Source organism: Flavobacterium oreochromis (assembly GCF_019565455.1).
Taxonomy (GTDB): domain Bacteria; phylum Bacteroidota; class Bacteroidia; order Flavobacteriales; family Flavobacteriaceae; genus Flavobacterium; species Flavobacterium oreochromis.
In genome coordinates, this window is sequence record NZ_CP067377.1 from 461,474 (window position 1) to 476,750 (window position 15,277).

Below are 15,277 nucleotides of genomic sequence, written 5' to 3' on the forward strand. Positions count from 1 at the left end.
TTGTAAATTTAATAACCCTAAATAAATAAAATAGGACCTAATTCTAAAAAAATCATTATGAACTTAAAATTTATTTATTCAGGAGTATTTATTCTTACATGTTTAGGAATTCAAGCACAAGAAAACATACTATCTGAAACTGAAAAACAATTAATTCTAAAAAAAGAGGATTCTATTTCTAAGGTAAAAGCAAGTGAACTACATGCTCAAAAAATAGCCGAAAAAGAAGCTAAAAAAATAGCAAAAGAAAAGAAAAAGCTCTAAAGGCTGAAAAAGCTGAAAAAGAAGCAGAAGCTGATCGAATTAAAGAAGAACAACGCAAAATAGAGCAATTAGAAAAAGATAAAAAAAGATGGAAAAACAGCTTGAAAAAGCTGAAAAAGAACGAAAAAAAATAGAAGAGGCTAAAAAAGATTTGGCAAAAGCACGAAATAAGCAAGAAAACCTCTACCAAGATATTGAAAAAGAACAAAAAAAATTTGATAAACTTAACCAAAAAGGAAAATTATCCCCAGTAGACATTGAAAAATGGACTAAAAAAATAGAAAAAATGCGTGAAAAAGCAGCTAACCAAGATAAGAAAGTCAAGAAAGCTGAACATGAATTGGAAAAACTATAAAATCATATCCTGATAAGATAATACTACTGAATACCCTTTATCTAAAAAATAAGATGAAGGGTTTTCTTTTGAAATTACTAAAACAAAATCACCTCCCCAAGCCCCCAAACTTTTAACTATCCCTCCAAAATCTGAAAAAAGAATTTCCTGAACAGTTTGTGTCTCCAAAATCTTACTCATTTCCTTTTCATGTAATTCTAATAATTGAGAAAATTCCTCTACTCTATTAGTTTTTAGCACTTCTTGTGTTAATTTATTAACAGTTGACATTACTTCCTGTATATTCCCTGATTTTTTATAATAATTTGCTATTGCAGTACGACTATTTTGCTTTTGATTTAAATAAACAAAATAGAGTTGATTAGTAAAATTAGGATAAAAATCTACTGGAATAACATCAGGTTCTCCCTTTATCAATTGATAGAGAATGGGGGTATTATATTGAGCACAAGCTACGTCATAACCACTCCCTCCAAAACTTTTTATTAATAAGGTGTAAGCATCTATACTTAACCACTGTGCTATATTATTAATAAGAGTAGAAGAAGTCCCTAATCCCCAAAATTTAGGAAAAGTTAGCTTTGTAGACACTTTATACCCAAAGTTAGATTGTAACAATTTTTCATTTAAAAGATAAGCATGATGAAGTATCTCTATTAATGTAGTCTGAATTTTATTGTCAATATATTTTTTTTTATTGAAAACATCATCAAAACTAAAAACACTTTCAAACCAGATACTTCCATCACTATCATAACTAACCCATTCAAATGTGTTAGGTAAACCTTCTTCCACAACCAAATTTTGACCAAATTTAGTAGGTAAAGCTAAAGCCTGTGCACCATCTAAAACTACATATTCACCTGTAATCAAGAGTTTACCATTACTATAAAAAGTTTGTTTCATGCTATTTGATTTTGCTTCACTCTATTAGTTTATAAAACTCTAATTTTTTAATAAATTCATTAAATGGATAATTCTCATTTTTAAAATCATAAATTCCCATAGGATAAAATGTGAAAACTTCATTTATCTCCTTTATTTTCAGAGTGATATAAGAATTCAAGTCATAACATCTGATAAAACTAGTTTCAGAATTAAAAATATTTGAAATCCTATCCTTTCCATATTTATGAATCAAAATCTGAACTTTTAAATAATCAGCTGTTGAACAATCTGCTCCAAGACTACAACCTTTAAAATGAATAATTTCACGTAGAGCTTTATCATATTCTTTCCTTGCGTCATATATGCGAGCTCTCAAGATTTTTATTTCACCCTCAGAAGTTTCCCATGCATTTCCACAAAAACCAAAATCAGAATTTTCAGCTTGATTTAGATAATATAAAGATTGATTGTATTTTCCTTTTTATATCTATTATGTGCCTTTTTCAAATAGTAAAATCCATCTTGTGAAAAAGCAACAGAGGTAAAAAAAAGCAAAACTAGTATCGAAAAGTATTTCATTATTTTCTAATTTCTGCTAAATAGTCCACCACAGCACTATGCGTAACGGTATTTTTTTCGAAGTGTTTCACTACTTGTTTGCGCTCTTCATCGTTTGCATTAAACTGATTTAAAATATTCATTAAGTGCATTTTCATATGCCCTTGTTGAATACCAGTAGTGGTTAAACTGCGTAAAGCGGCAAAATTTTGTGCCAAACCTGCTACGGCAACTACTTGCATTAACTCTTGAGCTGATGGTTTTTCGAGCATTTCAAGTGCAACTTTTACTAACGGATGTAAACTAGTTAATCCTCCTACAGTACCTAACGCTAAAGGGATTTCCATCCAAAACGTGAAAATGCCATTTTCAATTTTAGCATGCGATAGGCTGGAATATTGTCCGTTTTTCGAAGCATAGGCATGAACACCTGCTTCTACCGCTCTAAAATCGTTTCCTGTTGCTATTACCACGGCATCAATTCCGTTCATAATACCCTTGTTATGAGTTACAGCGCGATAGGGTTCAATTTCGGCTATGCGAACGGCTTGCACAAATTTTTCAGCAAATTCATGAGGGTTTTCTATGTGTTTTTCAGCTAATTCTTCTATTTTACAAGAAACCTCTGCGCGTACCAAACAATTAGGAACATAATTAGACAAAATACTCATCACTACTGTGATGTTTTTTTCTTCTTCTGTAAATAATTCAAAAGCTAAGACTTCTTCTTTTAAAGTTTTTGCAAATTGCTCTAAACACGAATTGATAAAATTAGCCCCCATTGAATCTTTGGTTTCAAAAGTGGCATGCAACTGATAATAGTTTTCTAAATCAGCAGTTTTATCACGAAGCGTTATATCTAAAATTCCGCCACCACGTTTTTGCATGTTTTTAGTAATGCTTTCGGTTTCAGTGAAGAATTTTGGTTTAACGGTGTTGAAAAAAGTTGTTAGTTTTTGCTTATCCCCTTTATAAATAAAGTGAACCTGACCAATTTTTTTCAGTATTAACGATGGTTGTTTTAAAACCACCACGCGTTCCCCAAAATTTAGCCGATTTACTTGCAGCAGCCACTACACTACTTTCTTCCACTGCAAAAGGAATAGTATAGTTTTTTCCATTAATTGTAAAATTAGGTGCAACACCTAAAGGCAAGTAAAAGTTGGTTATCGTGTTTTCAATAAACTCATCATGTAATTTTTGCAAACTAGCATCATCATTCCAATATTGTTTGATGATGTTTTTGGCTTCTTGTGTATTTGAAAAATGGGTTTCAACAATCCAATTGATTTTTTCTTCTTTCGATAATTTTGAAAACCCGCTAACTGCTTTAGTCATTATTCTGTGGCTTTGTAATTTTTATAAAGATTCCATATACTTGATAAATTCAAAAACAGATACATTGTTGGATTCCGTATCAATTGAATAAACTATAGTGTAACCTTTAAATATATAGTCTCTGATATTTTCGTTGTCAAAGTAAATTGATTTCTTATAACTGTAAGGGTTTTTTAAATCCTTTTTGATAGATTTTATTAAATCTATTTTAAATTTTCTTGCTGCTTGTGGTTTGTCCTTAGCAATATAGGCAACTTGTTCGTTTAATAATTCATAGAATTCAAAACTAATCTCTATTTTCATATTTAGAAATTGTTTCTTCAAGCATGGAATCAAGTTCGTCTAAAGTGTAGGTTTTAGTTTTTCCACTTTTCAACTTTTCATAGGATTCCTGCACGCGTTTCTTTGTTTTTAAGAATTGTTCGTCCTCTTCAATAATATTGATTTCAGTTTTTGAGAAACTATTCAAGAATTCCATCAATTTTTCTTTGATTCTTGAGTTAAATTCTATTTTTATGGTTTCCATAACAAGTTGCTTTAATGTACAAAAGTAATAAAAACTAAAAATATGGGAGTCAGAACTCCCCTTGAAATGCGTCATTAAATTGCTTTTAACAAAAAAATACATCATTGTTTAGTTTTTTTCACTAAAATTGGGCAATTTTTTACATCAACTAAAAAATGAAAAATAAAATTACGTCCGTTTTAGTACTGTTTTTAGTATCATTTTCAACGATAGCTCAAAAACAAATATCTTTAGAAGAAATATGGTCTGGGGCTTTTAGGACCCAGAGTATGACTGCTTTAGAAGCAATGAAAAACAGTAATCAATACACTGTTTTAGATTTTGATAGAACTTCTAAATCTTCACAAATCAATTTATATGACTTTGCAACCTTAAACAAGGTAAGTACTCTAATTGATAGTAAAGACTTTACTCAATTAGATGGAATTGATTCTTATATTTTTAATAAAGACGAAAAAAAATATTAATTGCTAATAATAGCGATCAAATTTTCCGTCATTCTTTTGTAGCTGATTATTTTATTTATGACACTACATCAAAATCATTAACAAAATTAGCTGACTATAAAGTACAAGAACCTACTTTTTCTCCTGACGGATCTAAAGTAGCGTACGCTTACCAGAATAACTTATATGTGTATGACATTGCTTCAAAAAAGCATACTCAAATTACTACTGATGGTAAAAAAAATAGCATTATTAATGGGGTAACGGATTGGGTATATGAAGAAGAATTTGCTTTTGTAAGAGCTTATGATTGGAATTTAGGTTCTGACAAAATAGGTTTTATTCGTTTTGATGAAACGGATGTACCTCAATTTTCTATGGATTTATACAATGAAGGTTTATACCCTTCACAATCTGTTTTTAAATACCCAAAAGCAGGTGAAAAGAATGCCTTTGTATCTTTACACATCTATGATCTAAAAACAGGAATAACTACAAAAATTAATTTAGATAATTATACTGATTTTTACATTGCTCGCATCAAGTGGACTCATGAAACGAATATATTAAGTGCACAAGTTTTAAATCGCCATCAAAACAATTTAGACTTATTATTCATTGATGGAAATTCAGGAGCAACTAAAGTCGTTCTTAATGAGCAGAACAAAGCATATGTGGATGTTACGGATAATTTAACTTTTCTAAAAGACAATAGTTTTATTTGGACTTCTGAAAAAGATGGTTTTAATCATATTTATCATTATGACAAAATAGGCACATTAAAAAAACAAATAACAAAAGGGCCTTGGGAAGTAACTAATTACTATGGTTTTGATGAAAAAAATGGAATAATTTACTATCAATCAGTTGAAAATGGTTCTATTAACCGTGACGTGTATAGCATAAAGATTGACGGAAGTAATAAAAAACGTTTAACTACTCAAATAGGAACAAATACAGCAACTTTCAGTCCTAACTTCGAATACTTTATTAATTCCTTTTCAAGCGCTAAAAATGCTCCGAAATACACTTTAAATGATTCTAAAACAGGTAAAGAAATTAAAATCATTACTTCTAACGAAAAATTAGAAGAAAAACTAACCTCTTATAATTTACCATTAAAAGATTTTTCTGAATTAATTACAGAAAAGGGATATAAATTAAATACTTGGATGATTAAACCAAAAGATTTTGATCCTAACAAAAAATATCCTGTATTTATGTTTCAATATTCAGGTCCTGGCTCACAACAGGTAGCGAATCAATGGAACAACACAAATGATTATTGGTTCATGATGCTAGCGCAACAAGGTTACATTGTAATTTGTGTAGACGGACGTGGTACAGGTTTTAAAGGATCAGAATTCAAAAAATGCACTTACAAAGAATTAGGAAAATATGAAGTAATAGATCAAATAGATGCAGCTAAAGTAATAGGCAACTATCCATATGTAGATAAAACAAGAATTGGTATATTTGGCTGGTCATTTGGTGGCTTTATGGCATCAAATTGTATTTTTCAAGGAGCTGATGTATTTAAAACTGCTATAGCAGTTGCTCCAGTAACATCTTGGAGGTACTATGACAGTATTTATACTGAACGCTATATGCAAACACCACAAGAAAACGCTACTGGATATGATGCTAATTCGCCTATTACACATGTGAGTAAATTGAAAGGTAACTTTTTATTAATTCACGGCACAGCAGATGATAATGTACATGTGCAAAATACGATGAAAATGATAGAAGCTTTAGTACAAGCCAACAAACAATTTGACTGGGCTATTTACCCTGATAAAAACCACGGCATTTATGGGGGAAAAACACGTTTACAATTATATACTAAAATGACGAATTTTATTAAAGAAAAATTATAGATTAAATAATTTGCTTATCAGATTTTTTAAACTTAGCAAGCATAAAACAATAACCAAAACCAAAATTAAATAAATTTAAAATGAGCGAAACAGTAAAACAAGGACATCCTAAAGGACTGTACTTCTTGTTCTTTACAGAAATGTGGGAACGATTCAGTTACTACGGAATGAGAGCAATTTTCATTCTATTTATGACAAAAATTTTATTAATGAAAGATGCAGAAGCATCTGAAATTTATGGAAGTTATACAGGTCTTGTATATTTAACTCCTCTTTTAGGAGGATATCTTTGTGATAAATTCTTAGGAAACAGAAGAAGTATCATGATTGGTGGTTTATTGATGGCTATTGGTCAGTTTTTCATGTTTTTGAGTGCTACTACAGGAGCTGACGGTGGAGTAGCTTTAATGTGGTTAGGGCTTACTGCTATTATTATTGGTAATGGTTTTTTCAAACCAAATATTTCAACAATGGTAGGTCAGCTTTATCCAGCAAATGACCGTCGTATTGATAGTGCATTTACTATATTTTATATGGGGATTAACTTGGGAGCTTTCTTTTCGCCTTTAGTTTGTGGTTCTATGGATTTCAAATGGGGATTCTTAGCAGCGTGCATTGGTATGGTAATGAGTTTAATTTTCTTTGCTTTATTCCAGAAAAAATTCTTAGTTTCAGAAGAAGGTAAAGAAATAGGTCTTCCTGTTAAACAATTAGACTTAAAAAACATCTTATACATCATAGGTTCTATTGGAATCGTATTCTTCATGCTTAACTTCAAACAATTATTTAGCACTGATACTGATGTTATCGGATATTTCATTTACGGCTCGATGGTTGTTATGCCTTTAATCATCTTAACAGACAAAAGCTTAAGCAATATTGAAAGAAATAGAATCTTAGTAATTTTCATTTTAGCTTTCTTCGTAATCTTTTTCTGGGGTGCTTTTGAACAAGCAGGAGCTTCTTTAACATTATTCGCAGATAGACAAACTAATCGTAACTTATTCGGTTGGGAAATGCCTGCTTCATACTTCCAATCGGTAAACCCATTAGCGGTAATTTTATTAGCTCCCGTTATGTCAATCGTTTGGGGATTCTTGTACAAACGTAATGCAGAACCTTCTTCACCTAAAAAAATGGCTATTGGTTTAGCACTTGTTGCTTTAGGATATGGCGTAATTGCTATTGCAGTTAAGGGACTTGGAATGGATGAAAAAGTATCGATGTGGTGGTTAATTGGATTATACATTATTCACTCTATTGGGGAATTATGTTTATCTCCTATTGGTTTATCAATGGTTTCTAAATTAGCGCCATTACGTTTATCTTCTTTATTAATGGGAACTTGGTTTTTAGCTAATGCAGCCGCTAACAAATTTGCAGGTACTTTATCAGCCTTAATTCCACCAGCTAAAGACGCATCAGGTAAATTCTTACCTTTAGAAGACGGGACTATCCCAACCGCTGATCCTTCATTCTTAGGATTCCAAATTACTAACTTGTATGAATTCTTTATGTTGTTCATCGTTATGACAGGTGTAGCAGCAGGGATTTTATTTATATTAAGTTCTTGGTTACAAAAAATGATGCACGAAGATCATAAAGAAGGAATTGACTTATCAGTAGAAAATAGATAATTCTTAAAATATTTTATATCTTTCAAGCCTGTAACTAAATTGTTACAGGCTTTTTTTAATATTATTCACATGAAATCGCCATAAATAGGAAGTTTGCGTATGCAAACACCTATGAATAAAAGCGATACTATATGTGACTTATAAAAAATAAATTTCACACATATGAAAAACAAACACCCAAAAGGATTACTTTTTTTATTTTTTACTGAAATGTGGGAGCGTTTTGGTTATTATCTTATCATTGGAATCTTTGTCTTGTATATGATTGACCCTACTACAACGGGCGGTTTAGCATTTAGTGACAAGCAAGCAGATGATATTTTTGGTAGTTTTATTGCCTTAACTTATCTTACTCCTTTCTTAGGAGGTTATATGGCCGATCGTTATTTGGGCTATTTTAAATCAGTATATTTAGGAGGTACCTTAATGGGATTAGGTTATATAGGGTTGGGTTTTCATAATCTTACCACTTTTTATATTTCCATGGCTTTAATTGTTATAGGTAATGGTTTCTTCAAACCTAGTATTTCTACACTAGTTGGGAATCTTTATTTTGATGAAAAATACAAAGCTAATAAAGATGCTGGATATAATATTTTCTATATGGGGATTAACATCGGCGCCTTTTTATGTAACATTATTGCGGCATTCATGCGTAATCAGTATGGATGGAGTGCTGCCTTCATCACTGCAGGTATAGGTATGTTTGTTGGTTTATTCATTTTTACTTTAGGTAGAAAGCATTTGGAGCATGCCAATGTGACTAAACCCGTTCAGGAAGGTGATATTTCTTTAGTTAGTATTTTAGGAAAAGTGTTTTTACCTGCTATTATCTGTGGAGCTATTGGTTGGATGATTCCTGGCAATATTTTTAAATCAGATTCAACTGATGCATTCATTTTTGCTTGTATTCCAGTAATTATTTTCTATGTTGGTTTATATGTAAAAGCTACTACTGAAGACAAACGCCCTTTAGGAGCTTTATTAGCTATTTTTGCTGTAGGAATGTTGTTTTGGGCTGTGTTTAAACAAAATGGTACTGCTTTAACACGCTGGGCAAATTATTACACAGACAGACAAGTTACGGGTACTACAGAAAATACTTTATCATCTATTTATTTAGTAGATCAAAAAGATTATACTACGAAAGAAGTACAACAATATGACAACCAGTTTCAAGCTGAAAAGGATAAAAATGGCGAAGCTATTAAAGTTCAAGGGAAAGATGTATATTTTAAAAATGAAGCACCAGCTAAACTAGCTGAACTTGAAAAAAATCCAGAGCAAAAAATTTCATTAATCAATACTGAATTGTTTCAATCGATTAATCCAGGATGGATTATATTGTTGACTCCAGTAGTTGTTGGTTTCTTTCTTATGCTACGTCGTAAAGGAAAAGAACCTAGTACACCTTCTAAAATTGTTTTAGGTTTATTCATTTCTGCTTTGTCATGTTTAGTCATGGTAGCTGCTGTATATGCAGGTAGCAATGGTGCTGTAAAAGTCTCTCCATTGTGGTTAGTGGGAACTTATGGGGTTATTACAATTGGAGAACTTTGTTTATCTCCTATGGGATTATCGATAGTTTCTAAATTAGCACCGCCAAGACTTACAGCTTTAATGATGGGAGGTTTTTTCTTGTCTATATCAATAGGAAATAAACTTTCAGGGGTGTTAGCAAGTATGTGGTATGACTATGAAAATAAAGCAAATTTCTTTATTGTGAATATGATACTTTTATTATTTGCAACTGGATTAGGATTATCTATCCTAAAAAGACTTAATGCTGTGATGAAAGAAAAAGGAATTAATTAATGAGTTTGTCCAACGAAATATTCTTCCAATCTATCCGAGATGTTATTGCACAATCTCGAGAGCGAGTATTTCGTGCTGTTAATACAGTTTTATTAGAAACATATTCGCATATTGGAAGAATAATCGTTGAAGAAGAGCAAAATGGGAATGCTCGTGCACTATATGGAACTGCTTTGTTAAAGAATGTTTCGCAACAATTAACACTTGAATTTGGAAAAGGGTTTGATTATACCAATCTTACCAACATGCGTAAGTTCTATTTGGCTTTCCAAAAACTTGACGCATTGCGTCAAGAATTGAGTTGGACACATTATAGACTACTTTCTAAGATTGAAAATGAGGAGAAAAGAATATTCTACTTAAAAGAATCAGTTGCGAATGGTTGGAATTCTCGACAATTAGAACGTCAAATAAAAACATTAACTTTTGAGAGAACACTTGCTGTTCCTAAAGAAACTGAACAAGATACTATACATTCGGTTTTAAAGGATCCTTATATTTTTGAATTTTTAGGATTGTCTTCAGATACGAAAAATTCGGAATTTCAAATAGAAACTGCAATTATAGATCATATTCAAAAATTCTTATTAGAGTTTGGAAAAGGATTTGCATTTGTAGCGCGTCAACAACATATTATTACAGATACTTCCGATTTTTATATCGATTTAGTATTTTACAATTATCTTTTAAAATGTTTTGTAATAATTGATTTAAAAACCGACAAGCTTTCCCATCAGGATATTGGACAAATGGATATGTATGTCAGGATGTATGACGATTTGAAAAGAGGTGAAGGCGATAATCCCACTATAGGAATTTTATTGTGTGCCGAAAAAGATGAAACAATAGTTAAATATTCGGTACTAAATGATAAAAATAATCTATTTGCAAGCCAATATATGTTGTATATGCCAAAAGAGGAAGATTTAAAAGATATTATTAATCAGGATCGTATTCGATTTGAATTAAATAAATAACTATGTCAACAACAATAGAAGAAATTCAAAATTTTAAAGGCAAATATCCTAAACAATTGTGGTATTTGTTTACAGTAGAAATGTGGGAGCGTTTTTGCTTTTATGGTATGCGTGGAGTGCTTACCTTTTTTATGGTCGATCAATTATTACTCAAAGATGATGCGGCCAATTTGCAGTACGGAGCAATACAGGCTTTTGTTTATGCTTTCACTTTTATTGGCGGAATTTTTGCTGACAAAGTTCTAGGTTTTAAGAAATCACTTTTCTTTGGAGGTATTGTAATGATTTTAGGAAATCTGCTTATTGCCTTTTCTCCACAACAAATGTTCTACTATGGTATTTCTTTTTCTATTATAGGCACAGGATTTTTTAAACCTAATATTTCGTCTATGGTAGGCGAACTTTATGATGAAAAGGATCCACGAAGAGATGCTGGATATGGTATGTTCTATGCAGGTATCAATATTGGAGGTCTTTTAGGGGGTGCACTTTGTATTTATTTGGGTAAATATCATTCATGGACACTGTGCTTTTTAGCGGCTGCTATTGTTATGATTGCAGGGTTAGTTACCTTCTTGTTTACTAAAAAACATTTAGGGCCTATAGGCGATTCGCCACTTTTAGCGCTTCCAGAAAGCAAAAGAAGGGTAAGAGAAATAGTAGTGTATTTAGGCTCATTAGTAAGTATCCCTTTTATTTACAGTATGGTAATCAATACGAATTACACGGATTATTTCATGTACACAATTGGAATCGTAGCTATCGGGTATTTCATCTACGAATTAATAAATCTTAGTGATTCAAGTGCAAAAAAGAAACTTATTGCAGCGTTTTCATTTATTTTTTTCTACTTCCTTTTTAATGCTATATATGAACAAAGCGGAGGTTCTTTATCCTTATTTGCTAAAGACAATTTAAATAATAATCTACTTGGTTTTACGATAGACCCTAATGTAGTAAACAACAGCTCTAACACTTTTTTTGTTATAGTTTTAAGTCCTCTTATAGGGTTGTTATGGTTAGGATTGGCAAAAAGAAAACTAGAACCTAACACGCTTATAAAATTTGGAATTGGGTTTTTATTCCTTTCTGCTTCTTTTTATCTTTTTTATTCAACAAAGTTTTTTGCTAATACTAATGGAATTACCTCTTTAAACATTTTCACCTTTGCTTATTTCATTACTACTATAGGCGAGCTCTGTTTAGGTCCGATAGGGATGTCTATCATTACAAAATTATCACCTAAAAGGCTATTTGGCATGATGATGGGATTATGGTTTTTAGCTAGTGCATTTGGTCAATTAGCAGCTGGGAAATTAGGTGCCGAAATTTCTCAATCTAATACGGGAACTACATTAGTATCAAAATTACAATCTTATACAGATGGATATTATACATTAGCCCTATATGCTTTAGTAGCAGGTGTAATTTTAATTCTTATTTCACCATTAATTAGAAAACTAATGCAAGATGTAAAATAATTTTATAAATTCGGCATTATTTTTGAGGTTAGGAAACTAAAAAAAATAAACATGAACAAAACTTTACTCATATTATTATTTACCATTAGCAGTTTTAGTTTGTATGCCCAAGATATCAATTGGTTATCTCTTGATGATGCTTTAGCAAAACAAAAAAGAGCTCCTAAACCTATTTTCTTAAATGTTTATACAGATTGGCATGCTCCATCTAAAATGATGGACAAAGGTACTTTTCAAGATGCTGACGTGGTAGAATACATTAACCGAAATTATTATGCTGTTAAATTTAATGCAGAAGGAAATTCAAGAGTAAATTATATGGGAAATTCTTTTGACAACCCTAATTATGATCCTGAACGAAAAGGAAGAAATAGCACTCATGAATTAACTAAATACTTAAAAGTCCCAAGCTATCCTACTCTCTACATATTAGATATTCGAGGCAATATAAAAGAAGTAATTGAAGGAGCTAAGGATCCTACTGAATTATTACGAATCTTAAAAAACTAATGATATGAAAATTACTAAAATATTTTTTGCTACACTTTTATCATTCTTCATTATGAGTTTTATTTTAAAACCTGCAGAAGATTCTAATCTAGAGTGGCATACTGATGTCAAAAAAGCTGTAGCATTAGCAAAAAAACAAGATAAGCCTTTATTTTTCTTCTTTACAGGTAGTGATTGGTGTGGATGGTGTATTCGCTTACAAAAAGAAGTTTTTAAAACTCCAGAATTTGAAAAATGGGCAAAAGAAAATGTAATTTTAGTAGAATTAGATTTTCCTAGAAGAACAGAACAAACCACTGAGTTAAAAACTCAAAATACACAATTACAACAATTATTTCAAGTTCAAGGCTATCCAACTGTATGGTTTGTACAAGCCCAAGAAAAAGAAGGAAAAATAAACTTTCAACAACTAGGAAGTTCTGGCTATGTGGCAGGAGGTCCAAAAGTATGGTTAGATGGTGCTAATAAGATTATTAGTAATTATATATCTAATAAAAAATTAAAAAAATAATTCTTACTCAATTAATTATACAAGATCCCTTTTCAAACGTGTTATGGAAAGGGATTTTCCTTTTATACAGGTTTCTTCAAAACGTTTTATATAACTCTTAAAATTAGAACCGTCAATAATAACTTTTTTGGGAGTATATTGCATTAATATTCGTTCTAAATTTATTTTAGGAGAATTTGAAAGAATCAAAAAATCTACATTTTTCTTATTTAACATAAAACTATCTGAATCAATAAGTAATACTTTTTTACCCGAAATCAAAAAAACGTCTTGCTCTTTTTTTCTTTTCTATAGTTGAATTAAATGATTGAACTTCATAATCCTTCAATAAACGCTCTATATAATTACCTTTATTCATTAGAGTATTAAAATACACAAAGGTGGTTCTTCCTTTAGCAAAGCCAATTAATCTCTGACCAGGTAAATGAAAAACGATAAGTTTTTCCTGATTTGAAGCCTCTATTTTTTTAAATAATAAAGTAAACTGAAATAATAACAAGAAACTAAAAAAAGTAATTAGCACTTTAAATCTAGGTCTTTGTATCCAAACAAAAAATATTATAATAATAGCATAACTAAAAAGCATTAAATCAATCGAAAAAGGAATTGTTTCCCATATAAAATTTTGAAAAGAAGCAATCCTCTCTATAATAGAATTCATAATTTGAATTGTTTCTACTAAAATTTTAACTAATCCATAAAACGTATAATCTAAAGAAGCTAATAAAACAACTAATACCCCTAAAGGCATTATTATATACTCTAAAAGAGGTATGGTTAAAAGATTTGCAACAAAAAACAAGCCTGGAATTTGATGAAAATAATACAAACTTAATGGTAGTGTTCCTACTTGAGCAACTAATGAAACTATAAATAAGTTCCAAAAGAAGATAAGAATTTTATTCTTAGGATTCCAAAGTTTAATTAAAACAGGCTGTAAACTTATAATAAAACCAACAGCTAAATAACTAAGTTGAAATCCAATATCAAATAAAAAGAATGGCTGTACGATTAAAATTAACAATATAGAAGCGGCAAGTGTATTATACACATTAACTTGTTTGTTAAAACTTGAACCAATTGCCAACATACTAAACATAACTGTTGATCGCACAACTGATGCGGCCAAACCTGCTACAAAAGCAAATCCCCACAATCCTAATAAGACAAAAAACAATTTTAATAACTTATATCTTTTATCTTTCAAAAAAGAAGAAAAATAAAATCTAATAAAAGATAAAGAATTCCTACATGTAATCCTGATATTGAAAGCATATGCACAACACCTGCATATTGATATGCTTTTATTAAATCAGGATCTAGTTCTTGTTGTTGACCAATAATTAATGCTGTTAAAACAGCTAATTCTTTTTCAGGAAAACCATCATTTCTCAATTTATTGACAATTCGATCTCTAAATTGTGCTGTATAATATTTAAGAGATTTTACGGTTACTTTTATCTTTTTAAAATCTTGTTGCGCAATATATAATTGCCCATATATATTTTTTGTTTTCAGATAAGCAGCATAATCAAATTGTCCTGGATTAATAATTGATTGAATTGGGCGTATCTCTCCTTTTATTAACAACACGGAGCCGACTGTTAACCCTCTCTTTTCATGCTTATTCTTCCTTATATTTAGAATCACTTTACCTGAACTCTTTTTCTGATTTATAGACTGAATAGAAATCACATATCGATCTCTACTCACAGTGTTTTTTAAACGTTCATAAACTTCTGCTTTTATATAAACTTTTTTATTATAACTATTAAAATGAGTAAAATGAGTTAATCTAAATGTGTCTTCGTGAAGCATAGAAATAAAAATCCCACTAATTGCAAAAACTAAAGAAATAAGAATTGATGCTTCTAGTTGTCCTTTTTGATTTTTAGAAAAAACAACGGAAAGAATTAAACTACTTAAGATCAAAATGATCCAAGCAAAAGTTATAGCAATAAAATTAAACCTAAAAAAATGAAACAATATAATTCCCATAATCAACCAAAAAACTGATTTTATTAATGGAAATTGATAAAGTTTCATTTCAAATAATAGTTAAATTAATTTTCTTTATCAGAAGAGATAATA

13 protein-coding genes and 3 pseudogenes are annotated in these 15,277 nt (G+C 30.5%); 9 read left to right on the forward strand and 7 right to left on the reverse strand.

Translation table 11 applies throughout. The features are described 5' to 3' along the window. The first annotated feature begins 57 nt into the window (after window positions 1-57). Window positions 58-264, forward strand: a complete 207-nt coding sequence (locus tag JJC03_RS02265; protein WP_235873906.1) for a hypothetical protein — start codon at window positions 58-60, stop codon at window positions 262-264. A gap of 88 nt (window positions 265-352) precedes the next feature. Next, window positions 353-619, forward strand: coding sequence for a hypothetical protein (locus JJC03_RS02270; protein WP_235873907.1), 267 nt, complete (start codon window positions 353-355; stop codon window positions 617-619). Here JJC03_RS02270 and JJC03_RS02275 read toward each other — a convergent pair. The 5 genes and pseudogenes from JJC03_RS02275 to JJC03_RS02295 all read right to left on the reverse strand — a co-directional run bounded on the left by JJC03_RS02275 (window position 614) and on the right by JJC03_RS02295 (window position 3,929). Then, on the reverse strand, window positions 614-1,525 hold the full coding sequence (locus JJC03_RS02275; RefSeq protein WP_088444886.1) for a GYDIA family GHMP kinase: 912 nt from the start codon (window positions 1,523-1,525) through the stop codon (window positions 614-616). The genes JJC03_RS02270 and JJC03_RS02275 overlap by 6 nt on opposite strands. A gap of 16 nt (window positions 1,526-1,541) precedes the next feature. After that, complete coding sequence (locus tag JJC03_RS02280; RefSeq protein ID WP_235873908.1) at window positions 1,542-1,883, reverse strand: hypothetical protein; 342 nt, start codon at window positions 1,881-1,883, stop codon at window positions 1,542-1,544. A gap of 202 nt (window positions 1,884-2,085) precedes the next feature. Beyond that, window positions 2,086-3,403 (reverse strand): annotated as a pseudogene (locus JJC03_RS02285) (hydroxymethylglutaryl-CoA reductase, degradative). A 21-nt stretch (window positions 3,404-3,424) separates the two neighbouring features. Beyond that, window positions 3,425-3,706 (reverse strand): type II toxin-antitoxin system RelE/ParE family toxin, encoded by a 282-nt coding sequence (locus JJC03_RS02290; RefSeq protein ID WP_165624192.1) that lies wholly within the window; start codon window positions 3,704-3,706, stop codon window positions 3,425-3,427. After that, entirely contained in the window at window positions 3,690-3,929 is a 240-nt protein-coding gene (locus JJC03_RS02295; protein ID WP_235873909.1) for a hypothetical protein, read from the reverse strand. Before JJC03_RS02295 ends, JJC03_RS02290 begins: the two co-directional genes overlap by 17 nt. Before the next feature lie 155 nt (window positions 3,930-4,084). On the opposite strand from JJC03_RS02295, the pseudogene JJC03_RS02300 reads away from it, so the two are divergent. The 7 genes and pseudogenes from JJC03_RS02300 to JJC03_RS02330 all read left to right on the forward strand — a co-directional run bounded on the left by JJC03_RS02300 (window position 4,085) and on the right by JJC03_RS02330 (window position 13,186). After that, window positions 4,085-6,255: pseudogene (locus JJC03_RS02300) on the forward strand (S9 family peptidase). A gap of 80 nt (window positions 6,256-6,335) precedes the next feature. Next, on the forward strand, window positions 6,336-7,892 hold the full coding sequence (locus JJC03_RS02305; protein WP_088399527.1) for a peptide MFS transporter: 1,557 nt from the start codon (window positions 6,336-6,338) through the stop codon (window positions 7,890-7,892). A gap of 162 nt (window positions 7,893-8,054) precedes the next feature. Then, entirely contained in the window at window positions 8,055-9,707 is a 1,653-nt protein-coding gene (locus JJC03_RS02310) for a peptide MFS transporter (protein ID WP_235873910.1), read from the forward strand. Further along, window positions 9,707-10,684 carry a PDDEXK nuclease domain-containing protein gene (locus JJC03_RS02315; RefSeq protein ID WP_235873911.1) on the forward strand — a complete coding sequence of 326 codons (978 nt, stop codon included), beginning with the start codon at window positions 9,707-9,709 and terminating at the stop codon, window positions 10,682-10,684. Before JJC03_RS02310 ends, JJC03_RS02315 begins: the two co-directional genes overlap by 1 nt. A gap of 2 nt (window positions 10,685-10,686) precedes the next feature. Continuing rightward, window positions 10,687-12,165, forward strand: coding sequence for a peptide MFS transporter (locus JJC03_RS02320; protein ID WP_174647545.1), 1,479 nt, complete (start codon window positions 10,687-10,689; stop codon window positions 12,163-12,165). A 51-nt stretch (window positions 12,166-12,216) separates the two neighbouring features. Then, window positions 12,217-12,675, forward strand: a complete 459-nt coding sequence (locus tag JJC03_RS02325; protein ID WP_088399519.1) for a thioredoxin family protein — start codon at window positions 12,217-12,219, stop codon at window positions 12,673-12,675. Between the two features lie 4 nt (window positions 12,676-12,679). Beyond that, window positions 12,680-13,186 (forward strand): thioredoxin family protein, encoded by a 507-nt coding sequence (locus tag JJC03_RS02330; RefSeq protein ID WP_088399517.1) that lies wholly within the window; start codon window positions 12,680-12,682, stop codon window positions 13,184-13,186. 15 nt (window positions 13,187-13,201) lie between these two features. Here JJC03_RS02330 and JJC03_RS02335 read toward each other — a convergent pair whose 3' ends face one another. Both JJC03_RS02335 and JJC03_RS19060 read right to left on the reverse strand, forming a co-directional pair. Further along, window positions 13,202-13,447, reverse strand: coding sequence for a hypothetical protein (locus JJC03_RS02335; protein WP_235873912.1), 246 nt, complete (start codon window positions 13,445-13,447; stop codon window positions 13,202-13,204). Continuing rightward, a pseudogene (locus JJC03_RS19060) lies at window positions 13,434-15,232 on the reverse strand (ComEC/Rec2 family competence protein). The gene JJC03_RS02335 and the pseudogene JJC03_RS19060 overlap by 14 nt, the downstream one beginning before the upstream one ends. Window positions 15,233-15,277 lie beyond the last annotated feature (45 nt).

Excerpts from the sequence above, each read along its gene's own strand:
- JJC03_RS02270 (WP_235873907.1), top strand. The coding sequence starts at position 353 with ATGGAAAAACAGCTTGAAAAAGCTGAAAAAGAACGAAAAAAAATAGAA.
- JJC03_RS02320 (WP_174647545.1), top strand. The coding sequence starts at position 10,687 with ATGTCAACAACAATAGAAGAAATTCAAAATTTTAAAGGCAAATATCCT.
- JJC03_RS02330 (WP_088399517.1), top strand. The coding sequence starts at position 12,680 with ATGAAAATTACTAAAATATTTTTTGCTACACTTTTATCATTCTTCATT.
- JJC03_RS02295 (WP_235873909.1), bottom strand. The coding sequence starts at position 3,929 with ATGGAAACCATAAAAATAGAATTTAACTCAAGAATCAAAGAAAAATTG.
- JJC03_RS02305 (WP_088399527.1), top strand. The coding sequence starts at position 6,336 with ATGAGCGAAACAGTAAAACAAGGACATCCTAAAGGACTGTACTTCTTG.
- JJC03_RS02290 (WP_165624192.1), bottom strand. The coding sequence starts at position 3,706 with ATGAAAATAGAGATTAGTTTTGAATTCTATGAATTATTAAACGAACAA.
- JJC03_RS02310 (WP_235873910.1), top strand. The coding sequence starts at position 8,055 with ATGAAAAACAAACACCCAAAAGGATTACTTTTTTTATTTTTTACTGAA.
- JJC03_RS02265 (WP_235873906.1), top strand. The coding sequence starts at position 58 with ATGAACTTAAAATTTATTTATTCAGGAGTATTTATTCTTACATGTTTA.
- JJC03_RS02275 (WP_088444886.1), bottom strand. The coding sequence starts at position 1,525 with ATGAAACAAACTTTTTATAGTAATGGTAAACTCTTGATTACAGGTGAA.
- JJC03_RS02325 (WP_088399519.1), top strand. The coding sequence starts at position 12,217 with ATGAACAAAACTTTACTCATATTATTATTTACCATTAGCAGTTTTAGT.
- JJC03_RS02315 (WP_235873911.1), top strand. The coding sequence starts at position 9,707 with ATGAGTTTGTCCAACGAAATATTCTTCCAATCTATCCGAGATGTTATT.